This is a genomic window from Streptacidiphilus jiangxiensis, from assembly GCF_900109465.1.
Lineage (GTDB): Bacteria > Actinomycetota > Actinomycetes > Streptomycetales > Streptomycetaceae > Streptacidiphilus > Streptacidiphilus jiangxiensis.
In genome coordinates, this window is the sequence record NZ_FOAZ01000014.1 from 130,586 (window position 1) to 153,903 (window position 23,318).

At 72.7% G+C, this 23,318-nt stretch carries 24 protein-coding genes; 6 read left to right on the forward strand and 18 right to left on the reverse strand.

Annotated elements, in window-relative coordinates:
- The first annotated feature begins 100 nt into the window (after positions 1 to 100).
- A complete protein-coding gene (gene lepB, locus BMY61_RS25425) occupies positions 101 to 847 on the forward strand; it encodes a signal peptidase I (RefSeq protein WP_082015435.1) in 747 nt (248 codons plus the stop codon).
- 65 nt (positions 848 to 912) lie between these two features.
- Here lepB and BMY61_RS25430 read toward each other — a convergent pair whose 3' ends face one another.
- The 5 genes from BMY61_RS25430 to BMY61_RS25450 all read right to left on the reverse strand — a co-directional run bounded on the left by BMY61_RS25430 (position 913) and on the right by BMY61_RS25450 (position 5,082).
- The gene (locus BMY61_RS25430) at positions 913 to 1,401 is read right to left on the reverse strand and encodes a nucleotidyltransferase domain-containing protein (protein ID WP_042455067.1); all 489 of its coding nucleotides are present in this window, start codon (positions 1,399 to 1,401) and stop codon (positions 913 to 915) included.
- Complete coding sequence (locus BMY61_RS25435; protein WP_042455066.1) at positions 1,398 to 1,913, reverse strand: GNAT family N-acetyltransferase; 516 nt, start codon at positions 1,911 to 1,913, stop codon at positions 1,398 to 1,400. The genes BMY61_RS25430 and BMY61_RS25435 overlap by 4 nt, the downstream gene beginning before the upstream one ends.
- A 27-nt stretch (positions 1,914 to 1,940) precedes the next feature.
- Complete coding sequence (locus BMY61_RS25440) at positions 1,941 to 3,740, reverse strand: carbohydrate-binding module family 20 domain-containing protein (protein WP_042455064.1); 1,800 nt, start codon at positions 3,738 to 3,740, stop codon at positions 1,941 to 1,943.
- 218 nt (positions 3,741 to 3,958) lie between these two features.
- On the reverse strand, positions 3,959 to 4,489 hold the full coding sequence (locus BMY61_RS25445) for a protein-disulfide reductase DsbD family protein (protein WP_143094515.1): 531 nt from the start codon (positions 4,487 to 4,489) through the stop codon (positions 3,959 to 3,961).
- Positions 4,486 to 5,082 (reverse strand): thioredoxin family protein, encoded by a 597-nt coding sequence (locus BMY61_RS25450; protein ID WP_201777627.1) that lies wholly within the window; start codon positions 5,080 to 5,082, stop codon positions 4,486 to 4,488. Before BMY61_RS25450 ends, BMY61_RS25445 begins: the two co-directional genes overlap by 4 nt.
- A gap of 156 nt (positions 5,083 to 5,238) precedes the next feature.
- Here BMY61_RS25450 and BMY61_RS25455 point away from each other — a divergent pair, with 156 nt between their 5' ends.
- From BMY61_RS25455 to BMY61_RS25465, 3 genes are all read left to right on the forward strand, one after another.
- Complete coding sequence (locus tag BMY61_RS25455) at positions 5,239 to 6,273, forward strand: MsnO8 family LLM class oxidoreductase (protein ID WP_042455059.1); 1,035 nt, start codon at positions 5,239 to 5,241, stop codon at positions 6,271 to 6,273.
- 53 nt (positions 6,274 to 6,326) lie between these two features.
- Positions 6,327 to 6,977: a DsbA family oxidoreductase gene (locus tag BMY61_RS25460; RefSeq protein ID WP_042455058.1), complete on the forward strand. Its 651-nt coding sequence runs from the start codon at positions 6,327 to 6,329 to the stop codon at positions 6,975 to 6,977.
- A 110-nt stretch (positions 6,978 to 7,087) separates the two neighbouring features.
- Positions 7,088 to 7,882 carry a hypothetical protein gene (locus BMY61_RS25465; protein WP_042455055.1) on the forward strand — a complete coding sequence of 265 codons (795 nt, stop codon included), beginning with the start codon at positions 7,088 to 7,090 and terminating at the stop codon, positions 7,880 to 7,882.
- Between the two features lie 297 nt (positions 7,883 to 8,179).
- On the opposite strand, the gene BMY61_RS25470 is transcribed toward BMY61_RS25465, so the two are convergent.
- The 8 genes from BMY61_RS25470 to BMY61_RS25505 form a co-directional block, all read right to left on the reverse strand.
- Positions 8,180 to 8,626 (reverse strand): VOC family protein, encoded by a 447-nt coding sequence (locus tag BMY61_RS25470; RefSeq protein WP_042455220.1) that lies wholly within the window; start codon positions 8,624 to 8,626, stop codon positions 8,180 to 8,182.
- 69 nt (positions 8,627 to 8,695) lie between these two features.
- A complete protein-coding gene (locus BMY61_RS25475; RefSeq protein WP_042455217.1) occupies positions 8,696 to 9,091 on the reverse strand; it encodes a helix-turn-helix domain-containing protein in 396 nt (131 codons plus the stop codon).
- A gap of 146 nt (positions 9,092 to 9,237) precedes the next feature.
- Positions 9,238 to 10,458, reverse strand: coding sequence for an LLM class flavin-dependent oxidoreductase (locus tag BMY61_RS25480; protein ID WP_052439199.1), 1,221 nt, complete (start codon positions 10,456 to 10,458; stop codon positions 9,238 to 9,240).
- 135 nt (positions 10,459 to 10,593) lie between these two features.
- Entirely contained in the window at positions 10,594 to 11,442 is an 849-nt protein-coding gene (locus BMY61_RS25485) for a polysaccharide deacetylase family protein (RefSeq protein WP_052439198.1), read from the reverse strand.
- A gap of 108 nt (positions 11,443 to 11,550) precedes the next feature.
- Positions 11,551 to 12,813, reverse strand: a complete 1,263-nt coding sequence (locus BMY61_RS25490) for a hypothetical protein (RefSeq protein ID WP_075004064.1) — start codon at positions 12,811 to 12,813, stop codon at positions 11,551 to 11,553.
- Positions 12,814 to 12,911: 98 nt separating this feature from the next.
- Positions 12,912 to 14,756 carry a vWA domain-containing protein gene (locus BMY61_RS25495; protein WP_042454850.1) on the reverse strand — a complete coding sequence of 615 codons (1,845 nt, stop codon included), beginning with the start codon at positions 14,754 to 14,756 and terminating at the stop codon, positions 12,912 to 12,914.
- Positions 14,753 to 15,817, reverse strand: coding sequence for an ATP-binding protein (locus BMY61_RS25500; RefSeq protein ID WP_042454852.1), 1,065 nt, complete (start codon positions 15,815 to 15,817; stop codon positions 14,753 to 14,755). The genes BMY61_RS25495 and BMY61_RS25500 overlap by 4 nt, the downstream gene beginning before the upstream one ends.
- 143 nt (positions 15,818 to 15,960) lie before the next feature.
- Entirely contained in the window at positions 15,961 to 16,389 is a 429-nt protein-coding gene (locus BMY61_RS25505) for a DUF6234 family protein (RefSeq protein WP_042454991.1), read from the reverse strand.
- Positions 16,390 to 16,539: 150 nt separating this feature from the next.
- Between BMY61_RS25505 and BMY61_RS25510 the strand changes: the two genes are divergently transcribed.
- On the forward strand, positions 16,540 to 17,157 hold the full coding sequence (locus BMY61_RS25510; RefSeq protein WP_143094516.1) for a hypothetical protein: 618 nt from the start codon (positions 16,540 to 16,542) through the stop codon (positions 17,155 to 17,157).
- Positions 17,158 to 17,185: 28 nt separating this feature from the next.
- Here the strand turns inward: BMY61_RS25510 and BMY61_RS25515 are convergent, their stop codons facing one another.
- A complete protein-coding gene (locus BMY61_RS25515; protein ID WP_052439177.1) occupies positions 17,186 to 17,521 on the reverse strand; it encodes a hypothetical protein in 336 nt (111 codons plus the stop codon).
- A 54-nt stretch (positions 17,522 to 17,575) separates the two neighbouring features.
- Between BMY61_RS25515 and BMY61_RS25520 the strand changes: the two genes are divergently transcribed.
- Positions 17,576 to 17,917, forward strand: coding sequence for a hypothetical protein (locus BMY61_RS25520; RefSeq protein ID WP_052439178.1), 342 nt, complete (start codon positions 17,576 to 17,578; stop codon positions 17,915 to 17,917).
- Positions 17,918 to 18,042: 125 nt separating this feature from the next.
- Here the strand turns inward: BMY61_RS25520 and pgm are convergent, their stop codons facing one another.
- Genes pgm through BMY61_RS25540 form a run of 4 tightly spaced genes read right to left on the reverse strand, consistent with a single transcriptional unit; the run spans position 18,043 to position 23,306 of the window.
- Entirely contained in the window at positions 18,043 to 19,683 is a 1,641-nt protein-coding gene (gene pgm / locus BMY61_RS25525; protein WP_042454856.1) for a phosphoglucomutase (alpha-D-glucose-1,6-bisphosphate-dependent), read from the reverse strand.
- Positions 19,684 to 19,687: 4 nt separating this feature from the next.
- Entirely contained in the window at positions 19,688 to 20,665 is a 978-nt protein-coding gene (locus tag BMY61_RS25530) for an SIS domain-containing protein (RefSeq protein ID WP_042454858.1), read from the reverse strand.
- Between the two features lie 2 nt (positions 20,666 to 20,667).
- On the reverse strand, positions 20,668 to 21,984 hold the full coding sequence (locus BMY61_RS25535; RefSeq protein ID WP_052439179.1) for a hypothetical protein: 1,317 nt from the start codon (positions 21,982 to 21,984) through the stop codon (positions 20,668 to 20,670).
- Positions 21,981 to 23,306 carry a glycosyltransferase gene (locus BMY61_RS25540; RefSeq protein WP_042454860.1) on the reverse strand — a complete coding sequence of 442 codons (1,326 nt, stop codon included), beginning with the start codon at positions 23,304 to 23,306 and terminating at the stop codon, positions 21,981 to 21,983. The genes BMY61_RS25535 and BMY61_RS25540 overlap by 4 nt, the downstream gene beginning before the upstream one ends.
- Positions 23,307 to 23,318 lie beyond the last annotated feature (12 nt).

Consider the following 23,318-nt stretch of genomic DNA (forward strand, 5'->3'; position numbering starts at 1 on the left):
GAGGTCGGCGGCCTCCGGCTGCTAGATTCGCGCCGCCCGGCGCCGGGATTCCGGCCGGACCACCGGCACACCCCTCGCGGGTCGACTCGAAAGGAGCACCATGACAGCGGTTCAGCCGATCACGCCACACGAGGGGGAGGTGGCCGTGGCCCCGAAGCGACGCAGGTGGGTGTTCCGCCTGGCCCTCGTGCTGCTCGGTCTCGGCACGGTGCTCACCGTCACCGGCGGTGCCCGGACGCTCGGGCGCGTGCACGACTACGCGGTGCCCACCACGTCGATGACCCCGACCCTGCGCTCCGGCGACCACGTGATGACCGTGCCCCTGGACGGGGCGGTGCCCCAGCGCGGGGACCTGGTCGTGGTCGACGGATCGGCCTGGGGCATACCGGGCCTGACCCTCCGCCGGGTCATCGGTGTGGGCGGTGACCGGGTGGCCTGCTGCGCCGGGGGCGGGCTGACGGTCGGCGGAAGGGCGCTGGTCGAACCGTACGCGGCGTCGGCGAACGGCGGCCTGCCGGGCTACTCGGTCACGGTGCCCCCGGAGCGGCTCTTCCTGCTCGGGGACAACCGGGCCGACGCGGTCGACTCCAGGATGCACCTGGCCCAGGATCAGGGCACCCTCCCGCTGACCGCCGTGAGCGGACGGGTGATCTGGTCCTCCCGGGGCGGCTGGATCGGCCGCAACGGGGACAGCTCAGTGATCGCGTACTTCGTCGCCCTGGGCGCCGGACTCCTGCTCTTCGTGCTCGGGCTGGTGGTCCTGCTCGTGTCCGCCGTCCTCGCGCTCGTGCGGCGGTCCCGTCAGCGGCAGGCCGTCGGACCGGCCGTCCGGGACCGGACGATGTGAGCCCGGGACGGCCCTCGCCCGGACCGCGGTCATCGATGGGTCCACGGTCATCGATGGGTCTGCGGTCATCGATGGGACTGCGGGATCTCGTAGCCGAAGCGCTCCGCGAGGGCCCGCACGTCGCCGCGGTCCTTGGGGGCGGGCGGGTAGGCGGTCTTGAAGCGGAACATCCACTCCGGGGCGATGCAGCGGACCTCCTGACCGGCCAGCACGCCGGTGCCGGTGAGGGAGGCAGCCGGGTAGGCGACGCCCCAGACATGGGCACCGTCCGCGTCGAAGGCGAAGACGTGGACGTCCACGGCCCGGCCCCGACCGTCGTCCAGGACGAAGTTCGACTCCGTCGCGCCCACCTCCCCGCGCGGCGCGAAGCCCTGGGTGGAGAGGAGCGCCACGAGCGCGGACACGTGCTCCCGGGGGACCGCGAGGTCCAGGTCCGGGTGGGGGCGGGTCTCCCGCCCGAGCAGCGCGTCGACGCACCAGCCGCCGTCGATGCGGACCGGCACGCCCGCCGCGTCCAGGTCCGTGTACAGGGCGAGCACGTCCTCGACCCTCACGTCAGCTCCTCGGCGAGCAGGTCCATCAGCAGGCCGTCGTGCCAACGGCCGTCCTCGCCGCGCTCGTAGGCGCGCAGGATGCCGACGCGGCGGAACCCGACCTTCTCGTAGCAGCGGATCGCGGCGGCGTTGTCGGCCGCCGGGTCGATGGTGAGCCGGTGGTGGCCCAACTCCCGGACGAGGTAGCGGGCGAGGGTGCGCACCGCGTCGGTGCCGAGACCGTGGCCGTGATGGGCGGGGTCGAGGTAGACGTCGATGCCGGCATGGCGGTAGTCCGGCTCCTCCTCGGCGTGCCACTGGATGGCACCGGCCACCCTGCCCTCGTGCTCGATCACGAGGGTCGGGGTGGCGTCGTCGGCGAGGTCCGCGGTGACCTCGGCGGCCAGGTCCGGACCGCCGCGCCACCAGCGGTGGACCTCGGGCGTCTCCCGGATGGCGGCGAGCGCGGGAACGTCCGCCACCCCGGCGGGACGCAGGGTGACGGACGTTCCGTGCAGGGTCGGTCGCTCCATACCCCGCAGGCTACTCGGACAGGTCGGCTACCAGGTGTCGGTCAGCGTGCCGTTGCCCGAGGCGCCGGTGGTGAAGGAGTGGTTGTTGCCGGGCTCCCAGGTGATCGAGCCGTCGGAGTTCTTGAGGATGTACTTGTACTCGACGTAGGTGTTCGCGGGCAGGGTGACCGTGCCGCGCCAGACGGGGTAGCCCGAGGAGGAGAGCGGGATCGCCTGGGCGGTGTTCCAGCTGCCGAGCGCCGGGATCGAGCCGACCAGGTAGACGTTCTGGCCCCAGCTCGTCGTCTGGTTGACGCCGAAGCTCTCACCGACCGTGCCGGACGCGGCGTTCGGGAGGTAGAGGGCGACCGCGTCCATCGCGGGGACGGTGACGGTGGCGGTGCCGTTGCCGGCGACGGTGACGGTCGAGCCGGTGCAGGCGCCGGTCGAGGGGGTGAGGTCGCCGTGGATGACGTCGCAGTAGCTGCCGGCCGGCAGGCCCGTCTCGACGGTGACGGTCTTGGCGGCGGACTCGTTGTTGATGGCGATCCAGCCGCGGTCGCCCCGGCTGAACGCGATCAGGTTGGTGCCGTCGTCGTACCAGTTGGCGACGGACTGTCCGGCGGTGGCGTTGTGCCAGCCGACCATGTTGGCGACGCCCTGGTTGCGGTCGGTGCAGAACCACCCGTTGGAACAGTCGGTGTTGGTGACGAAGCCGTTGGCGTCGGCGGGCGGCGAGTCGTCGCTGTTCGTCCAGTCGAAGCTGGCGTAGACCTGCGGCACGTCGTAACCCCAGGCCAGCTCGAACAGGTTGGCCAGGATGTAGTTCGCACCGGACTTGTAGTTCAGCGTGCTGCCACTGCGCTCGGTGTCGTGGTTGGTCACCATCGAGGTCGAGGCGGACGACGGCTCCAGACCCCAACTCTGGCCGAACGTCTTCAGGTTGGCGATGTCGCCGGTGAACTGCGCCTTCAGGTCCTGGGCATAGGTGAACTCGATGACACTGCCGTTGGACTCGAAGGCGGCGGGCTGGAGCGCGCCGTTGGTGCTGCCCGGGATCACCTCCTGGTAGACGTAGGGCCGGGAGTTGGTCCAGGTGGTGTTGCTGACCTGGGCCAGGATCGCGGCCATGTCGGCGGCGTTGATGTGCTTGGCGGCGTCCATCCGGAAGCCGTCCACGCCGTCGGCGACGAGGCTGTTGAGGTAGCCGGCCTCCGTCTGACGGACGTGGGTGGTCTCGGTGTAGAGGTCCTCCAGGTTCGACAGGTCGCACTCCTGGACCTGCGCCTGGTTGTTCCAGTCCGTGATGGACAGGTCGGAGTTGGGGCAGTTGGCGGGCGAGGCGTGGAAGTCCGCGCTGGTGTAGCCGGGCTGCGAGTAGCTCTCCGTCGACGAGTTGAAGCTGTCGCCGCCGTAGGAGTCGGTGCTGGTGTTGTTGTTGCCGGCCATGTGGTTGAGCACGGCGTCGGCGTAGACCTTGACGCCGGCGTTGTGGCAGGTGGTGACCATCGACGCGAACTGCGCGGCGTTGCCCATGCGGCTGTTCAGGTCGTAGCCGATCGGCTGGTAGACCTCCCACCACGGGTGGCCGCTGAGCCGGATCGAGTCCTCCGGCGGGGCGACCTCGACCGCCCCGTAGCCCTTGGGGCCGAGCACGTTGGTGCACTCGCTCGCGACGGAGGTCCAGTTCCACTCGAAGAGGTTCGCGATGACGTCTCCGCCGTCGGGCGCGGTGGCCGCCCGGGCCGGAGCGGCCTGCAGGGTCAGCGGCAGGACCGCACCGGCGAGGAGGGCGCCGACGGCGGCCCAGCGGGGTCTGGCTCTGCGCTGCGACGTGATGCGCTTCATGGTGGCTCTTCTCTGTGCGCACGGCCCGGCCGACGGTCGACCGGACGGACCGGGGCCGCGGAGGAGCCAGAGGGTGGGGACGCGACGGCGGCCACGCCCGCTGTGGCCGCCGCGCCGCGTAGCAGACCATCCCGCAGCCGGAATGAGCGCGTCAATAACTCCGTGGAAATTCTTACGGCAAGTTTCGGCAAGCGATTACGAACGATTTCTCGTCGCTATCACCCCTGGGGCACCGGAAGGACCTGGTCCCGGACGGGGGCCAGGCACTGGTCCGCGCTGCAGGCGCCGAAGCTCACCACGGCCTCGGCCGCGCCGGTCGCCCCCGCCGTGCGCTCGACCGGGAGGGTCAGGGTGACCGGGCCGTCCGGATAGACGGGAAGGTCCACGCCGAGTGCGGCCAGGTGGAGGGTGCGGACGGGGACGCTCGCCGTCAGTGCGCCGGTCGCCGTCAGACCGTGCCGGACGCGCAGCCGGGTCGGCACACCCAGACCGTCGACTCCGCCGTCCGGCAGCGCGGCACTGTAGAGGTGGAAGCCGGGACGGTCGGGCGTCAGCGTGACGGCGAGCCGCGAGCCCTGCAGGGCCACGACGACGTGCACACCGCCCAGGTCGACGCCCGCGCGCGGCGAGGCGAGGACGGGGTGGGGCGCACCGGTGACGGATTCCGCACGGGAGGCCGAGGGGGACGCCGGGCCCGCGCAGCCCGCCAGGGCCAGCGCGAGCACGGGCGCGAGACGATGGAACCTCACTGCCCCGCCGCCGACCACTGCGTGAGGAACGCGGCGACCTGAGCGGGGTCCATCGTCCGCGCGTTGGAGAAGGCACCGTCGTTGGTCACGTGGCGCACCTTGCCGTCCGCCCCGATCACGACCAGCGCCGGAATCCCGCTGGTGCGCAGGTCGAGCCGGTAGGCGGCGGCCAGGGCCAGGTTGTGGTCCCAGTTGCCGACGTCCACGGGGACGACCCGGAAGTGCTGCTGCAGGAGCGGAGCGACCTCGGGGTCGGCGAAGAGCTTCTCCAGCACCCGGCAGTCGGGGCACCAGTTCGCACCGAAGTCGAGCAGGACCTCGCGGTGGTCCTTGGCGGAGGCGGCGAGCGCGGCGTCGACCTGTGCCTTGGCGTCCGCGGCGGGATCGTAGCCCGTCGGGAGCGGCAGCGGGGACGCCACCGCGGCGGTCGGCGACGAGGCGGCAGCGCTCGGCGCGGCGATGTTCGGCGCGGCCGCCTGCGGGGTTCCGGGGTCCGCCGGCGCGACCGCCGTCGTCCCGGAGGCGCACGCGGCGCTCATCAGGACGGTGGCCGCGGCGACGGCGAGGGCCGCGAGACGGGACGGGCGTGGCATGGGACTCCCCCTGGGACTGTGAGGCCGCTGTGCGGCAGGTGTGCCGCAGGAGGATAGCCAGCCGCGATTCGGGGTTGATCACCGGGTCCGCTGCGGTCCCCACCCGCGCCGCGGGGCGACGGGAAGGTCGTGGGCTTCCACGCCGTTGCTTCTCACGTGACGAACGCTGCGTTGAAGCTCTCCCTCCTCGACCGGTCCGTGCTGCGCGAGGGGCGGTCCGCCGCGCAGGCGCTGCGCGACACCCTGGCACTGGCGCAGGAGGCGGAGCTGCTCGGATACGAGCGATTCTGGGTGGCCGAGCACCACGGCGTGCCGGGGATCGCGGGATCGGCGCCGACGGTGCTGGCCGCGGCGATCGCGTCGGCGACATCGCGGATCCGGGTCGGGACCGGCGGCGTGATGCTGCCGAACCACCGGCCGCTGGTCGTGGCCGAGCAGTTCGCGGTGCTGGGCGCGCTCTTCCCCGGGCGCATCGACATGGGGCTCGGGCGCTCCGTCGGCTTCACCCGCGCGGTGCAGGAGGCACTCGGGCACAGCGTGCGCGACGTGGAAGACTTCCCCGCGCAGTTGGCCGAGCTGCTCGCGTGGGCGCGCGGCGACAGCGAACGCCGTGCGGGAGAGCAGGTCCGACCGGGGGTGCGGGTGCAGCCCTCCGACGGGCTGCCGGTGCCGGCGTTCGTGCTCGCGCTGGGCGCGGGGGCGCGGATCGCCGCCGAGGCGGGGCTGCCGGTCGTCGTGGGCGGCCTGCACGACCGGGCCCGGCTGCTGGCGGCCGTGGCCGAGTACCGCGAGGCGTTCACCCCGTCCGCATGGAGCGCCGAGCCGTACGTCGTCGTCGCGGCGCCCGTGGCCGTGGCGGACACCGCTGAGGAGGCCGGCGAGATGCTTGCCGCCGAGGCCTGGGCGCTGGCCGAGGCCCGCACACGCGGCGCGTTCCCGCCCCTGCCCTCGCCGGAGCGGATGCGGACGGCCGAGACGAGCGCACGGCAGCGCGGGTTCTTCGCGCAGGCGCGGGCCGGCCACATCGCCGGCACCGAGGCGGACGTGCGCGAGGCCCTGCAGACGCTGGTCGCGCAGACGGGCGCGGACGAGGTCCTGGTCACCGCGAGCGCCTACGATCCGGCCGCGCTCCGCTCCTCGCTCGCCCGGCTGGCCGCCGTCGCCCAGGAGCTTGAGCATCAAAACTATTGAGCACCTCATGTAACCTGGACGGAGCAGGACGAACAGAAGTGAGGAGCAAGACCGTGCGCGTCGAGATCTGGGGCGACATCAACTGCCCGTGGTGCTACATCGGCAAGGCACGCTTCGAGAAGGCCCTCGCCGCCTTCCCGCACCGCGACGAGGTGGAGGTCGTCCACCGCTCGTTCGAGCTCGACCCGAACGCCCCGCACGAGGCGCGCCCGGTCCTCCCGGCGATCGCCGCGAAGTACGGCATCACCGTCGAGCAGGCCCAGCAGGCCGAGGAGCGGATCGCCTCCCACGCCCACGGCGAGGGGCTCGCCTACCGCGGCGCCGAGCGCGACGTCGCCAACAGCTTCGACATGCACCGCCTGCTGCACTTCGCGCACGAGCAGGGCCGCCAGGAGCGGCTGCTCGACCTGCTCTACCGGGAGAACTTCGACGGCGACGTCTCCCCCTTCGCCCCCGGCCGTCTCCAGGCGCTGGCCGTCGAGGCGGGCCTGGACCCCGCCCGAGCCGCCGAGGTCCTCGCCGACCCGACGGCGTACGCGGACGCCGTCCGCGAGGACGAGGCGACCGCGGCCGCGCTCGGCGCCACCGGCGTCCCCTTCTACGTCTTCGACCGCCGCCTCGGCGTCTCCGGCGCTCAGCCCCCGGCGGCCTTCGCCTCCGCACTCGAACAGGCGTGGAGCAGCCGGGCCGTCCCGCAGGCCTGACCTGGCCGCGGCGGCCCGGGCGTCACCCGGCCGGACCTCCCGCGGTTGTGGGCCGCCCGCGCCTGGCCAAGGCTGGGACGAAGGCGTGGGCGTCCGGATGAGGTGAGGATGTGCTGACTGCCAAGAGCGTGTTCCAGGAGATCCTGGACGACGACGAGGCGTTCCGGCTCTTCTGCTCGATCGCGGCGAGCGGCGAGGCCCAGGGGGGCTGGGAGAACGGGCGGATCGCGGCGCTGCTGCCACCCGGCATGGACTACCTCGCCCCTCGGGTGGCGCGACACGGGGCCGACGAGGACAAGCATGGCCGGATCTTCAACGCGCTGCTGCACCGGCGCGACCTCACCCCGGTGCCGGTGCCGCCGGACACCGACTACACGATGATCCTCGAGCGCCAGGGCATCGGTCTGTCCCACCGGAAGCTGAGCGCCGACGACCGGTTGGACGAGCACGATGTCGTCGCCTACCTGGCCCACAGCCGGGTCACCGAACAGCGGGCCTCGGAGCAGATGCGGATGCTCGCGCACTACTTCGGCGACGACCCGGGCATCGGCAAGGCCGTCCGCATGATCTGCCGCGACGAGGACAACCACCTCGCCTACTGCCACGAGGAACTGCTGCGTCTCGCGGCGGCCGGACGCGGCCGGGAGATCAAGGACCTGCTGGACGCGAGCGCGGCGGCGGAGATCCGCGTCTACCGCGACGTCAGCCTCGCGGTGATGGGCCGGATGGCGGAGATCCTGCGGTGGCCGCGGGCCAAGGCCGCGGTGATCACCGCCGGCATCCACGGGATGTACGCCTGGGAGCGGCTCGGCGGCTGGTACCGGATGGTCAGCCTGCGCATGCCGGAGCGGCGCGGAGCCCTCGACGGTCCCGCACCCACCCCGGCGGCACCCGAGTTCGCCTGAGCCCGGCCGAGCCCGCTGGAACGCGCCGGACCGTGCCCGCCTCTGCAGTACAGTGCGTACACGGAGTCCGGGGCGGCGTAGTGCACCTGCTCGATTCGCCAGGTTTCGCCGCCCCCGCGCCACTACCCCACACCCCTGGCGGCGGCACCAGGCTGGTGACCATGAAAGCGAACGTGACCCCGCGCCACCAGCCCGTCCGTCTCCCCGCCGCCTTCGTGCACTGGTGGCTGTCCGACACCGTCCCCCCGCATGGACCTCCCGGCGACCCGGCGCCCGCCGACCGTATGGCCGCTGCGCTCAGCTCAGGCCCCAGTCCTGCCCCGGATCCAGCCGCTCACGACGCTGGGTGAACGAGAACCAGTTGCCGGAGTCGTCGCGGAAGATCGCCTCCGTGCCGTAGGGCCGCTCCTTCGGATCCTGGAGGAACTCCACGCCGCGCGCCTTCAGGGCGGCGTAGTCGGCGTGGATGTCGTCCGTGGCGAAGACCCCGGCACCGAGGACGCCCTTGGCGACCAGTTTCCGCAGCTCCTCCGCCGACTCAGGGTCGAGCGCGGGCGGGCCGGGGACCATGAGCGTGATCTCCAGATCCGGCTGGTCCTTGGCGCCGACCGTGAGCCAGCGCATGCCGCCCTCGCCCATGGTCATGTCGGTGCGGACCTCGAGCCCCAGCTTCTCGGTGTAGAACGCCTTGGCCCGCTCATGGTCCAGGACCCAGACGTTGGCGATGGACATTCCCTTGATCACGACGGCCTCCACGTGCCCGGGCGGGCGCCGCGCGCGTCCGCTCCCCCACCACGGTAGGGACGGCCGGGCTCAGTCGGCTTCTCCGGAATTGCGGAACGCCGTGAAACCGCCGTGCCAGAGCAAGGCGTAGCAGCCGGGCACGAGGGCGCTGCCGCGCCCGACGTGCCGGGCGCGGTACTCGCTCGGAGCGAGGCCGGTGTGCCTCCGGAAGCTCGACGAGAAGGTGCCGAGGCTGCTGAAGCCGACCAGCGTGCAGATCTCGGTGACGGACAGGTCGGCGGTCCGCAGCAGGTCCTCGGCGCGCTCGATCCTGCGGCGGCTGAGGTACTGCCCCGGGGTCTGCCCGTAGGCGGCCCGGAAGAGCCGGATGAAGTGGTAGCGCGAGTACCCGGCCTCGCGGGCGACGGCGTCGAGGTCGAGCGGCCCGGCCCAGTCGCGGTCCATCGCGTCCTTGGCCAGCCGCATCCGGCGCAGCCGGTCGAGGTGCGCGGCGGCGTCGCCCGCCGGAGTCGCGAGACTCGGATCGACGGGCTGCGGATCGACGGGCTGTGGATCGACGGGACCGGCCACCCGTCGATCCTGGCACACGCCTCGTCCCTGCGCCGTCCCGCTCAGTCCTGGACCGGCAGGATCGCGCTGAGCGGCAGCACGCTGTGCTTGAGGTCGGGGTCCACCGGGCCGTTGAACGGCGGGTACTTGGGGGCGCCCGCGCCGCGGCGGTAGACCTCGGTGGAGATCTCCGGGTTCCGGTCGAACTCCGGGATCACCCGGTCGCCGAAGAGCTCCACCATCTCCAGGTGCTCCTCGAAGGTCATGCCGCCCGCCAGGCCGAAGACCAACTGGTCGCAGCCGACCCGCTGGTAGGCCTCGACCTGCTCGCAGACCTCGTCGGGCGTGCCGCACAGCAGGTAGCCGCCGGCGATCAGCTCGTCGAGCAGCTCCTCGCCGCCGAAGGCGCCGAGGTTGATCGGGGGCTCCGGCCAGGTGATGCCGTCGGCCGACTTCGGCATGGTGTCGTGGTAGAGGTTGACCAGCGTCACGATGTAGGCGTTGCCCGCCGAGAGGGCGATCTCGCGGGCCCGCTTGCGGTCGTTGAGGCAGACCACGGCGTTGGTCATCATCACGTTGTTGTTCTGGTAGTCGCCGAGGATCTCCACGGGGTTCTCGGCCGCCTCCTTGTAGGCCTCGATCCTGCCCTTGAGGTTGTAGATCGGCTCGAAGTTGAAGGCGATGGCGCCGATCCCGAGCGAGCCCGCCTTGGCGAAGGAGGGCGGGTTCCCGCAGGCCATCCAGATCGGCGGGTGGGAGTGGCCGTAGGGCTTGGGCAGGATGTTGTGCGGGGTCGGCACGGTGAAGTGCTGTCCCTGGAACGAGTAGTCGTGCTGCTCCCACATCCGCACGATCTCGCGGGAGACCTCGTCCCACTCCGGCTTGGTGGAGTCGGTGTCCATGATGTTGAAGGACTTCAGCTCGTGCGAGCCGGCGCCGCGGCCGGTTCCCCACTCGAACCGACCCTCGGTGATGTGGTCCAGCATCGCCGCGCGCTCGGCGAACCGGACCGGGTGCTCCTTGCGCGGCGAGAGCGAGTTGATGCCGGTGCCGAGGTGGATCCGCTCGGTGCGGGCCGCGACGTAGCCCATCACGACCTCGGGGGCGGACATGTGGCTGTACTCGGTGAGCGAGTGGTGCTCGCCGAACCAGACGAACTTCCAGTTGTGCTTGTCCGCCTTGATGGCGATCTCCATCTCGCGGCGGAGCGCGAGATGCTCCGAGGCCCGGTCGTGCGCGGCCGGGCCGGGGATGAACCCGTTGACGAAGATGCCGAATTCCACGGTGGGCCCTCCAGGCTGTGACGGAGTCGCGCTGCGCGCGCCACAAGAACATCTGACTATCCATCAGATTTGGCGACAAGGCAACGGCCTGGGCGAGCTGAGCTGATGCTGCGTCAGATCACGGCGATACCAACGTCATGGGGTGACGAACGTGTACCCCTCGTCCAACAGGCGCGGCAGCACGATGCGCAACGCCGCTACCGTCTGGGACCGGTCACCGCCGCCGTCGTGCTCCAGGATGATCGAGCCGGGACGGGTGGTGCGCAGGATCGTGTCGGTGATGTGGCCGGCTCCGGGCCGCGACCAGTCACGCGGGTCGACCGACCAGGCGAGCGGCGTGAGGTTCTGCCGCCGGCACTCGTCCAGGACCTGACGCGACCACGCGCCGTACGGGGCCCGGAAGAACGTCGGTTCCACTCCGGTGACCTCCTCCAACGCCTCGCTGGTACGGGTCAGTTCGTCCCTGATCGCGGGTGCGGTGGCGCGCGTGAGGTCGGCGTGCGTCCAGGTGTGGTTGGCGAGCAGGTGCCCGCGCGCGGAGACCTCGCCCACCAGAGTGGGGAATCGGCTCACCTGCTGTCCCAGCTGGCAGAAGGTGGCGGTGATGTCGTACCGCTCCAGCAGCGCCAGCACCTGCGGGGTGTAGCGCGGGTCCGGACCGTCGTCGATGGTCAGCGCGATCGCGTGCGGACCCTGGTGGACGTAGAAGACCGGCTCACCGTCACCGCTCCCGCTCGCGCCGGGTGAGGGGCTCGCCACCGTGGTGCCGAGGCCCGTCCCGGTGCCCGGAACGGGCGAGGGGGACGGACCGGCGGACGCGCCCGTCGAGGCAGCAGCCGACGGCGAGGCCGAGCCCGCGCCCGCGGACGGACGGCCGCCCGCGGTCCGGGCCGCGGCGGGCGAGGAACAGCCGGTCAGCAGGCTGAGTCCGCCCAGGGTCAGCAGCGCCCGGCGGGACAGGCGCGGGCGTATGAGCTCGTTCACGGGCGCGCACACTACCCGGCCCACTACCCGCTCCAACAGACGCGTCCGCCCCTCGACCGCCCCGCGGCCGGCTGTTCACCCACCCGCCACCAGGTGGGTGGCCACGCGTCACCAGCCTCGCGAGGCCCGCTGCTCCTTGTCCAGCAGGGCGGCGCTGCGAAAGCGCCGGGTGGCCAGCCAGGCGAGCGGGCGCCAGGGGAAGAGGGTCCGGCTGACCGGGCCGCGGAGGTCCAGCCCCTCTCGCGCCAGGCCCGGAAGCAGGTACCGGGCGAACGCGAGCCCGGCCTCGTCCGCGAGCCGCCCGACGGCCGCCCAGTCGCTTCCCCAGCCCGGCAGTTCCAGGACGCGGTAGCCTTCCGCGTCCAGCAGGGCCAGCCAGGTCCGCCGCCAGGTCGGCGTGTCCGCCCGGAACTCCTCGTACAGGACCAGCTCCGCGACGGGATGCCGGGCGAGCGCGGCCCGCACCCCGCCGTCCGGTGCGGGTGCGCCCACGACGGGCAGCACCAGCTGACCTGCGGGGTGGTGGAGCTTCAGTTCCCGGTGCTCGGGCGTCCAGCGCAGCAGCCGCTGGTGACTGCGGCAGTCCACCTGGTCCGGGGCCGGTCCCTTGCGGCGACGCGCCGTGTGGCCGGGCAGCGGGGAGGGTCGACCCGCGGCTCCCGCATCGGGGTCGAAGCCGCCCAACGCCGCCACGGTGGCCGTGACCGGCGCGCCGGGCGGCAGGAAGGGTGCGGGCGCGGCGCCCGGACGGCGGCGTGGCCGCCGGGTGCCCGCCGGACGCCAGTTCGGCTGTGCGGTCGGCCGGGCCGTGGGCAGGGCGGCCGGGCGCGCGGCCACCGCCCCGGCCGCCGCCCGGTCCGACCGGCGGCGCTGCGGCCAGAGCCGCCCCGGCCCGATGGCCACCTCCAGGTACCGCTGCCCGCCCCGGGCCCGCCGGGCCGCCGAGCGGATCGAGGCCGGCCAGGCGCGCCACACCAGCGGGTCGACCAACGGGGGGACGACGCAGCCCAGAGCGAGTGCCGAGGCCGCAGCCCCCGGGCCCACCTCCAGCCGCACCGCGACGGCGGCGAACAGCAGCACGCACGTGGCCCGCCACGCGATCCGCCGCTGTCTGCTGCGCAGCCGCAGCGGCTCCGGCTCGCCGTGGTGCGGCGCGCGCCAGACCGGCCAGGTGAGGGTGGCGCAGAGCACCGCCGCGGCGGCGAGCCGCAGATCGGTCCGACCCTCGTCGACCAGGACCGTGAACGCGACCACGCCGAGGGGGATCCGCAGCGCCCGCCCCCATCCGCGGCCCAGCCGCTGGGCCCGGGCCCGGACGCGGCCCGCCCACAGCCGCACCACCCGCAACGGCCCGGCCACCCACGCGCACATGTCCCGCTCCCCCCTGTCGCTCCGCGCCTCGAAGGGCGCCACGGTGACACGGACGGGGGCGGGCCGTCCAGAGCCGCACGGTCCGCCCGCACCCGGACTCACGCCAGGTGGAAGACAGGGCCACGCGGGGTGAAGGGCAGCGTCGCGCCGCGCGGGACGAGGTAGGCGTGCTCACGGCCGCGCACCCGCAGCACGTCGCACTCGCCGTCGGTGATGATCAGCAGCGGCGCGGCGGGCGGGAAGTCGGGGGCGCGACCCAGCAGGTCCACTCCCGGCTGCAGCACCGTGCCGCCGCGGCCGTGGACGCGGACCCGGGCCGCGATCTCGGCGACGGGCAGGTAGCCCGCGTCGAACGGCGCCGCGTCGCAGAAGACGACGCGGGCCGCCGGGACGTCGCGCGAGGCGGCGTAGGAGGCGATCGCGCCGAGCGCCTTGCCGAGCAGGGTGCGGCTCATCGAGCCGGAGGTGTCCAGCAGCACCCCGAAGGTGCAGCGGGCCACCTCCTCGGGCGGGAAGTACCGGCCCGCGCGCGGGATGTCGGGCGTCGAGGCCTGGCGGCGGGCCGGGCGCGCGTAGGAACGCACCGGCTCCGGGCGCGGGACGAACTCGTCGAACCAGCGAGCCAGTCGTGCGTCCCAGGGCAGCGGCGGCTGCGCGAGCGCGCGGATCTCCTCGACCAACCCGGCCGGCAGCAACCCGCGTTCGCGCTGGTGGAGCTCGAACCCCTGCTGCAGGCCACGCCGGTAGAACTCGTCGAGGTCGACGAACGTGCCGCCGCGCCCGTCACGACCACCGCGCGACAGCGGTTCGCCGAGCACGTCGCCGAGGCCCTTGCCGCGCAGCGTGGCCAGACGGCGCAGCCGCCGCTGGTCGCGGGCGATCCGGTCGTAGACCTCCTCCGTCGACAGGCCCTTCAGCTCCGGGTCGTGGAGCAGCCCTTCGGGCATCTCGCCGACGCCCATCTCCAGCAGCCAGCCGTTGATGACGTAGTCGGCAGCGACGTTGAACAGGTAGGGGTCACGTCCCCCGGTGCGCTCGCCGTGCCGCAGGGCGGCGTGCAGCATCTCGTGGGCGAGGATGAAGCGCCACTCCTCGTCGCTGTGCCGGCGCAGCGGGTTGACGTAGATCTCGCCCGCCTCGGCGTTGACGGCCGCGATGGCGATGCCGTGCGCGCGGGCCAGTTCGGCGTCGGCGACGAGCGTCAGCCCGGCGGCGATCCCGCCCAGCAGCGGGTAGGAGGAGACGAACCAGCCGAGTGCCCGCTCCCAGGGCCGCTGCGGCAGGCGCGGCCCGCCCAGCTCCTCACGGCGGCCGGCCGCCAGGTCCATGGCGGCGGAGACGGTGCGGGTGAGCGCGTGCGCGAACGCGAGGGTCCAGTCCTCGGGCGGCTGCTGCCAGGCCGCCCAGGTCTCCAGCACCTGGTCCGGCTCGCCCCCGGCGACGCCGCAGTCGGCGTACTCGGCCGGGACGCCGTCGCGGCGCCAGCGGGTCGCGAGCCGCTCCTCGTCGTCGCCCGGATGGACGGCGGGCAGCGTGTCCGGCGCCCGGCCCACGCCGAAGCCGGACAGGAAGCGGTTGACCACCGTGCAGCGGGCGGCCAGCTCCGCCCGGTCCGGCTGCTCCCGCCGCCCGCGCGCGGCCGGGACGTGGCCGAAGCCGAGATGCAACAGCGCGTGCGCGAGCGCCCAGGCCCACTCCTCCGGCTCCGCGCGGCGCCGACGGTTGTGGTGCAGCACGCCGTTGGAGGTGACCACGACCCAGCCGTGCGCGGGGTGGTGGGGGCAGACGTCCTCGGCGGCCCCGCAGACCGTGGCCGGGACGGCGTCCAGCGCCGTGTTGCGGCGCACCAGCGCCAACCCGGCGCCGAACGCCGCGACGGCCGGGTCCGCCGGGGTGTCGCTGCCGCCCGCCGGTGCGCGGCCGGTCCGGCGGCGCCCGCTCACCGGCGGGCCTCGACCAGGCGCGGCATGTCGCGCGCGGCCTCGATCAGGAACCACGAGGGCAGCACCGGGTTGCCGTCGGGCCCGTCGGCGATGACGGTCTGCGCGACCTCGACGGAGATCTCCGCCAGCTGCACCAGCAGCGACTTGGCCCGGTAGCCGGTCTGCCGCACGGCCGCCGAGGCGTGCTCCTTGCTGGCCGGCAGCTCCTTGACCAGGCGTCCGCGGAAGGCGTCGGCGAGGTAGTAGAGCAGGTCGCGGTCCTCGACGCGGTTCGGCCAGGAGGCGTCGCCCTTGAGGATCGCGTCCAGCCCGTAGGAGTTACGCACGATCTTGGCGTAGCCGCAGAAGGCGACCGCGTGCGCGGGCGTCAGCAGGCCGTGGGCGAGCACCTTCAGGGTGGGCTCGTCCAGGGTGGGGCCGAAGGAGTGCAGCGTGTCCGAGAGCATGTGCCAGGCACGCGGGGTGGAGAAGGGCTCCTCCGTCTTGGGCGGGGCGGACCACAGGTGGTCGGGGCGGTCGGTGAGGTGGTCGGTGATCCACGGGTGGATCCCCGCGCCCCCGGCCCAGGTGAGCCAGTCGTCGGCGCTCGCCCGCAGATGGACGTGGACCAGGCGGTTCAGCAGCGCGGACGGCATGGGGCGCGCCAGCGCGCCGTCGGTGGACCGGTTGCCCGCGCCGATGACGATGCTGCCGGGCGGCAGCTCGTAGGAGCCGATCCGGCGGTCCAGGATCAGCGAGTAGAACGCCTTCTGCACGTCCGGCGTGGCCGCGTTGAGCTCGTCCAGGAAGAGGCAGTAGGGCTCGTCGCGGGCGATCGCCTCCGGCGGGCAGAACCGCGACCGCCCCTCGGGAGTGATCTGCGGGACACCGATCAGGTCCTCCGGCGCGAGCTGCGTGCCGAGCAGCGAGACGCACTCCAGGCCGAGCGACTCGGCGAACTGGCCCACCAGCGACGACTTGCCGATCCCGGGCGCCCCCCAGAGGAACACGGGCCGCACCGTCGCCAGCCCGAGCAGCAGCTCGGGCACCTGGGAGGGGGACACCGTGACGGAACTCTGCACAACTCTCCTCAAGGAGGGGGATACGGGGATGACCGGCCGCCTGTCGGTGGCAGGCCGGGCCGGGGCTGCCAGTGTGAACCGCCCGTGCCCGTGCATGCACCGGGTTTTCCGCGCCGCCACGCCCCTCTCCCCACGTCGGAGGGTCAGTTGCAGGTACCGCTACCGCTGTAGCAGGGCTGGTGGTCGCCGGTCGGCGCGGGCGCGGGGGTCGGGTGCGTGCGGTCGTAGCCCTGCTGGGCGAGGGTCAGCAGCACCGTCAGCGCGGCGGCGGCGAGCAGCTGCGACCCGAACGTCCACGGCGCCCGCAGCACCGCGGCCACCACCACGAGAGCGAGGGCGGCGAAGAGCAGCCACTGCGTCCGGGCCAGCTCGGTCCGCAGCGTCGCGTCGACGCTCGCCGAGTCGTCACCCGCGGCCCAGATCTGCAGCCCGCCACCGAGCCACAGCCACACGTAGAGCAGGACCTCGACGCCCAGCAGGACGCAGCTCGCCACGACGTCCACCGGGAGCGGTGCCCGCGGGACTCGGAACCGGCCGCGGCTCGTCGGGGTCTCAGGGTTCAACACGATCATGCCCGCCACCCTGGCCCACCCGCTCCCCGGATCGCCTGAGTACGGATACTCAGACGCCTTCCACGTTCCCACCTGCGCGTCGCCGCAGTGCCGGGCTAATCTCGTTCAGGTTGGTCACTGCAGAACAGGGGGGCTATGTCCAGCGGTGCCGTGTCACTGATCGTTGCCATCGTCGGCGTCCTCGGAACCCTTGGGTCATCCGTGTGGACGCAACGTCTGGGCCAACAGACGAAAGCCCGGGAGATGGCGCACGAAGCAGAGCGCGCCACGATCCAGCACTCTCGCGAGCAAGAGGCACGGCAGTACAACGAACTCCGAATTACGTGCAGCAACCTCAACGTCCGGGCCCGGGAGTACCGTGACGCGCTGAACGAGCTCTTCTTCGCGCTGCGCGACAGGAGCGTGACCGCAGAGATCAGGGAAGAAGTCGCCCGATCGAGGCGCGAGTACCGCACCACCCGCGGAGAAGCCCAGATGATCATTGGCGATGCCGTCCTGGACGCCAGTTCGATCGTCAATCGGGAACTGGGGCGCGCTTACGGGATTCTGATGCGGATGGACCGAAGCCAGCCTCCCCGCCGGGACGACAGCCTCGACGAAGCAGAACGCATCCTGCAAAGCGTGATGGTGGCGACCAACGTGATGCGACAGCAGATGCGGAACGAACTTGGCGTCAGCGCCTCTGCCGGTCCACCCCGTCGGCCGACAACGGACCCTGCCGTCGCGGAGAGGGGAAAAGCAGGGCGATTCGGCTCGACATCTACTTGATTCCGGATCGAGCGCGCAGTTGGCCGACCTAGTGCGCCAGGTACGCGAGGGCGTCCGGGGCGAGGTCGCTCGCGCGCTGCTTGTCGTGGATCGCGCTCCCGAGCCGCGCCTCGACCAGGAACCGGTATGCGAAGACCTCCACGTTCGGCGCGCACCAGAACAAGTCGCTGCGCGGGACCACGAACTCGCCGTCTGGCCCGTACATCACCTCCGGCCGGCAGGCGAAGTCGCGGTCGGAGCAGACGACGGCGGACCGGCCGCTGTGGTGCAGATAGAGGTACCAGATGATGCAGGACTGCTGGTCACGGGAGAAAGAAACGAGGCGATCGCGATCGTCGACGGGACTGGGCAGCGGCCCCCCCACGTCCGTTGGGACGACCGCTGCCTCATCGACGTCTCCCCCGACGGTCGCGAGTTCATGACCGTCGGGCACGATGCGGACAACGCCGTCTTCCACAGCTTCCCGGACGGCACCGAGCTGTGCCGCTTCGCGGTCGACCGCTTCGTCGCCCAGGCAGGAGCCAATGAGGACGCGAGCATCGGTGACGAAGAGGACGACGACGCACATGTCGCGTGGAGCGGGGGCTACCTCGACAGCGCCACCGCGGTGATCACCATCGCCGGAGAGACCGAGGACGACGAATGGAGCGTCCCGTACGTCGTCGACTGCCCAGCGGAGCGGTCCGAGGCCGCCTTCCTGCCGACCCTCGGCTGTGCGGCGACGGCACCTGGACCACCGTCGACGAGAACGGCCGGCTGACACTCTGGAAGCTCGGCTGATCGCCTCCCGGCACTGCCCCGCCCCACGCCGGGCCTGACCGCCTGGGGCCCCGCGCGCAGCACCCCCTGTTCTCTCGGAACAGGGGGCTCACGCAGGTCACGCCGTCACGCCGTCAGCGCCGCGGTCACCACGTCCTTCGCCTCGGCCTGGACCCGGGTCAGGTGGTCGGGGCCGAGGAAGGACTCGGCATAGATCTTGTAGACGTCCTCCGTGCCCGAAGGGCGAGCGGCGAACCAGGAGTTGGCGGTGGTGACCTTGATGCCGCCGATGGCCGCGCCGTTGCCCGGGGCCTCGGTGAGGATGGCGGTGATCTTCTCGTCGGCGAGGGTGTCGGCGGTGACCTGGGCCGGGGAGAGCCGGGCCAGCAGCGCCTTCTCCTCGCGGGTGGCGGGGGCGTCGACGCGGGCGTAGGCGGGCGCTCCGAAGCGGTCGGTCAGGGCCGCATAGCGCTCCGAGGGGGTCTCGCCGGTGACCGCGGTGATCTCGGAGGCGAGCAGGGCGAGCAGGATGCCGTCCTTGTCCGTCGTCCACACCGAACCGTCGCGGCGCAGGAAGGACGCGCCGGCGGACTCCTCGCCACCGAAGCCGAGGGAGCCGTCGACGAGCCCGTCGACGAACCACTTGAAGCCCACCGGCACCTCGACCAGCTCCCGGCCGAGGTCGGCGGCGACCCGGTCGATCATCCCGGAGGAGACCAGGGTCTTGCCGACACCGGCCCGGGCCGGCCAGTCGGCGCGGTGACGGAAGAGGTAGTCGATCGCGGCGGCGAGGTAGTGGTTGGGGTTCATCAGCCCGGCGTCGGGGGTGACGATGCCGTGGCGGTCGGCGTCGGCGTCGTTGCCGGTGGCGATCGTGTAGCGGTCACGCTGCCCGATCAGCGAGGCCATGGCGTAGGGGGACGAGCAGTCCATGCGGATCTTCCCGTCCCAGTCCAGCGTCATGAAGCGCCAGGTGGGGTCGGTGAGCGGGTTGACCACCGTCAGGTCGAGCCGGTGCTGTTCGGCGATGCGGCCCCAGTACGCGACGGAGGCGCCACCCAGCGGGTCGGCGCCGATGCGCACCCCGGCCGCGCGGACCGCGTCGAGGTCGAGGACGTTCGGCAGGTCGGCGACGTAGTCGCCGAGGAAGTCGTGGCGGCCGGTGCCGGGGGCGGCCAGGGCCCGCGCGTAGGGGATCCGTCGGACGTCCGTCATCCCGCCCGCGATGATCTGGTTTGCGCGGTCCTGGATCCAGGCGGTGGCCTCGGAGCCGGCCGGCCCACCGCTGGGCGGGTTGTACTTGAACCCGCCGTCGGCGGGCGGGTTGTGGGACGGGGTGACCACCACTCCGTCCGCGAGACCCGAGGTCCGCGCCCGGTTCCACGTCAGGATCGCGTGCGACACGGCCGGGGTCGGGGTGTACCCGTCGGCGGAGTCGATCAGCACGGTCACGTCGTTCGCCGCGAACACCTCCAGGGCGGTGACGCGGGCGGGCTCGGACAGGGCGTGGGTGTCGGCGCCGAGGAACAGCGGGCCGTCGGTGCCCTGCGCGTGGCGGTACTCGCAGATGGCCTGGCTGGTGGCGGCGATGTGGTCCTCGTTGAAGGCCGTGGCCAGGGACGAGCCGCGGTGCCCGGAGGTGCCGAAGGCCACCCGCTGCGCGGGGTCCGCCGGGTCGGGGTGGAGCGCGTAGTAGGCCGTCACCAGGCGGGCGACGTCGACGAGGTCGTCGGGACGGGCCGGTGTTCCGGCGCGTTCGTGCGGCATGCCATCACTCCTGATCGAGCCCGCACGCCTGGTCGAGCCAGAGGCGCGAGGCCAGCAGTTCGGCGACAAGGGTCTCGGTGAGCAGGCGGACGTCGTCGTCCGTGTCGCCACGGTAGCGCAGGGTGTACGCCGCCCCGGGGACCTCGGCCCCGACGGCCACCACCGTGGACCCGCGTTGCCGGACCCAGTCCATCATCTCGTCCTCCCACCGTGCGCCTGACAGGAGCAGCAGCCGGTAGTCGGTGGTCCTGGTGAGGTAGACGTCGACGTGCGACCAGTCGCCGGTCTCGCAGGCGTAGGCCTGACGGCGCGGGCCTTCGCGCAGCATCAGCGCCGACTGCTGCGCGGAGGAGAGCCGGTGGGCGGGGGCGGCGACGTGCATGCCCTGCGGGCCGTCGAGCAGGCGGCGCACCTGGGGCAGCCACTCGGGCGCGCGGCCGGCCAGGTCGAGGGTGGCCGCGGCGGCGGCCCGGACCAGTTCGGTCAGATCGCGGTCCAGGCCGAGCAGGTGGCGTTCCAGGGCGAGCAGGTGCACCAGCGTGTGCTGGAAGGAGCGGCAGGCCACGCCTCCGGCCTCGGTGCCCGCGTGCATGTCCACCACCAGCGGCAGGGACGCGGCGAGCGCCGACTCCGGCTTGTTGGTCAGCAGCACCAGCGGCGCGCGGTCGCGGTAGTGCTCGACGGCGGCCAACGTCTCGCGCGAGCCGCCGCCGGCGGAGACCGCGACGACGACGTCCCCCTCCCGGACCGCGGGCAGCAGGCTGCTGGAGGCCAGGACGCTCACGGCCTCCTGGCCGCGTGCCTGGAGACGGGCCGCGGCGACACCGGCGGCGTAGGCGGAGGAGCCCATGCCGACGAGGACCACGCGGCGGATCTCGTCCGGTAGGCACTTCCACGGGTCGGTGTCGGCCAACTGGGCGGCCAGGTTCATGAGATGGGCGGGCTTGGACGCGAGGTCGGCCGCGAACAGCGAAGGCTCCACGATCAGTCCTTCAGTCTTTCCGGAAGCAGGTCGGTCAGGGAGAGGTCGGGCACGTAGACCCAGTGGGGAAGATGTCGCACGGCATAGAGGTACTCGCGCACCTCCTGTGCGTAGCGGAGGGGCGTCAGCAGCCGATCGTCGAACAGGTCGTCCGCGTCCAGCCTCGCCAGCGTGGTGCGGTAGGCGTCGAGGAAGGAACGCTGCGCGGCAGCGATCCAGGCCCGCACGGGGGCCGGATCGACGTCCGGCGTCCGGAAGACGACGACGCGCCCGACGTGGTCGAGGCTCGCGGTCATGCCGACGACGTCCAGCGCGGCGGGCTGACGGGCGGCCCGCTGATCGGCGGGCAGCACGGGGTTGCCATCGAAGTCGACGACGGCGTACCGCCCGTCGGCTCGCAGGATCTGTCCGACGTGGAAGTCGCCGTGCACGTCGATCAGCGGCGTCCCGGCCAGCGCGTCCAACTCGGCGTAGACGTCCGCGATACGCGGCGCCCAAGCCTTCAGCCGTTCGCCCTCGGCGCCCGGGACCGAGGCCACGGCCTCGTCGAGCTCCTCCCGCATCCGGACGCCCCACGCGGCGACGTCCGCCGCGGTGGCGGGAGTTCGGCCGCGGGCGGCCAGGGCGGCGTGCATGCGGGCGGTCAGCGTACCGAGCTGTGCGGCCGGAAGCAGAGCTTGATCCATCGTCAGCTCGCCCCGGGCGAGGCGGCGGACGTCGTCGACGGCCCAGTCCCAGCCGTCGAGCGCTCCCGGCAGGTAGGCGACGACGCTCGCCAGCAGTACCGGTTGCGCACCCTCCGCGAGGGTGAGCAGGCCCCAGGGCCGGGGCATCTCCGTGAAGCCGCCACGGGCGAGAGCGGCGATCCGCTGCGCCGCCGGGCTGCCCGGCTCCCCCTCGGCAGGCAGGCGGACGGCCCACTTGACGACGGCGCACTCGCCGACGATGACGCTCTCGTTGGTCTGGTCGACGATGATGCCGCGCTCGCCCGTCACCGGGGCGGCACCGGTGAAGGCCTCCAGCACGAAGGCCGCGTCGGGCGTCGCGCCCCGGCGGGCCAGGGCGGCCACCAGGTGTTCGGCGGTGCCGTCGCCCGGCCGGGACCGGCGGACGCCGCCGGCGCCGTCCCGCACGAGCGGGACGGTCCACCGGGCGGCGTCGGCCGAGCGGACCACGCCGACGGCGTGGCCCTCGCCCAGGTCGAGGAGTGCGTCGAGCCGGAGCGGGCCGGGGACCGCCACCTCGGCGCGCCGCTCTCCCGAGGGCAGCACCAGGGCGGGGTCCGCGGCCGCGACCAGCTCGGACCAGTTCGGGGTCACGAGCCCGATGCTTCCACGTGCGTCCGCCCGACCTGCTCGATCACGTCGGCGGCACGGCGCAGTCCGTCGCGGTCGCGGACGGCCTCGCCGACCTTGACGGCGCGCTCGCGCACCTTCGGGTCCAGCACGTGGGCGAGGGCGGCGTCCATCTCCTCGTCGGTGAAGTCGTAGGTGCGCAGGCGGACGCCGAAACCGGTCTCGTCCATGCGCTGCGCGTTGTCGTGCTGGTCCCAGAAGAGCGGGAGCACGATCATCGGCTTGCCGAAGTGCAGGCACTCGGTGGTGGTGTTGTTGCCACCGTGGGTGATGACCGCGTCCACCTGCGGGATCAGCGTGGTCTGCGGCAGGAACTCGGCGCCGACCATGTTGTCCGCGAGCTCGTACTCGGCGTGCTGCGGACCCTTGCTGACGATGTAGCGGTGCGAGGTCCGGCCGAGCGCGTCGACGAGCCGCTTCATCAGCTCGACGTCGGCGCTGCCGAGCGAGCCGAGGGAGAGATAGATCAGCGCGCTGCCCTCCGGCCGGTCGGCGACGGAGGCCGGGATCTCGTAGACGGCGTCGGTCTCGCGCACGCTGGAGTCGATCCGGTGCCAGGTGGGGCCGAGCGGGCGCGCCTCGGTGTAGTCGGTCTCCTCGGGGAAGACGTAGAGGTTGGCGTGCCGGCTCTCGTGGATGAACTCCAGGTCGGGCAGCGGCGGCGCGCCCTGCTCGACGACCCAGGCGTTGAACTCCTCCCACATGGCCCGGTGGGTGCGGTCGTACTCGTGCCGGAACGAGCCCCATTCGCTGCGGTCGTCGCACGGCAGGCCGGAGTAGGGCGGTGCCACGTCCGGGCCGGAGACCTCCAGCGGGTTGCAGGAGACGATCCGCACGAACGGCACGCCCGCGGTCAGCAACGCCGGGAAGGCTATGACGTTGTCCTCGATGATCACGTCGGGGCGGGTGCGCCCGATGATGGCCTTCAGCTGCGGCTCGCAGTAGCGGGCACCGTCGATCAGGGCCTGCCAGGTGGGCTGCATGAAGGTGGCCAGCTGGTCGACGGTGGGCTTGCGGAACTCCGGCGCGGTCTCCCGGATGAAGTCCTTCCAGAACTGTCCGGCGTCCTGCTGGGTCTCCGCGTCGCTCTCCTCGGCCGGCGGTGCGAGGTCGACGAGGTCCTCCTCGAAGCCGAGCGCCGTCAGCCTGCCCTGCCAGGACGCCTCGGCGGCGAACACCACGCGGTGTCCGCGGCGGCGCAGGATGTCGCCGACGCCGATGCACTGGTTGGTCGGACCGTAGGCCGACTCGGGCATGAAGAGGATGGTGAGCGGACGGACGGTCATGGGTCGCTCCTG

Excerpts from the sequence above, each read along its gene's own strand:
- pgm (WP_042454856.1), bottom strand. The coding sequence starts at position 19,683 with ATGCCGCACGAACGCGCCGGAACACCGGCCCGTCCCGACGACCTCGTC.
- BMY61_RS25440 (WP_042455064.1), bottom strand. The coding sequence starts at position 3,740 with ATGAAGCGCATCACGTCGCAGCGCAGAGCCAGACCCCGCTGGGCCGCC.
- BMY61_RS25540 (WP_042454860.1), bottom strand. The coding sequence starts at position 23,306 with ATGACCGTCCGTCCGCTCACCATCCTCTTCATGCCCGAGTCGGCCTAC.
- BMY61_RS25505 (WP_042454991.1), bottom strand. The coding sequence starts at position 16,389 with ATGATCGTGTTGAACCCTGAGACCCCGACGAGCCGCGGCCGGTTCCGA.
- BMY61_RS25435 (WP_042455066.1), bottom strand. The coding sequence starts at position 1,913 with ATGGAGCGACCGACCCTGCACGGAACGTCCGTCACCCTGCGTCCCGCC.
- lepB (WP_082015435.1), top strand. The coding sequence starts at position 101 with ATGACAGCGGTTCAGCCGATCACGCCACACGAGGGGGAGGTGGCCGTG.
- BMY61_RS25520 (WP_052439178.1), top strand. The coding sequence starts at position 17,576 with ATGACCGTCGGGCACGATGCGGACAACGCCGTCTTCCACAGCTTCCCG.
- BMY61_RS25475 (WP_042455217.1), bottom strand. The coding sequence starts at position 9,091 with ATGCGGCTGGCCAAGGACGCGATGGACCGCGACTGGGCCGGGCCGCTC.
- BMY61_RS25490 (WP_075004064.1), bottom strand. The coding sequence starts at position 12,813 with ATGTGCGCGTGGGTGGCCGGGCCGTTGCGGGTGGTGCGGCTGTGGGCG.
- BMY61_RS25450 (WP_201777627.1), bottom strand. The coding sequence starts at position 5,082 with ATGCCACGCCCGTCCCGTCTCGCGGCCCTCGCCGTCGCCGCGGCCACC.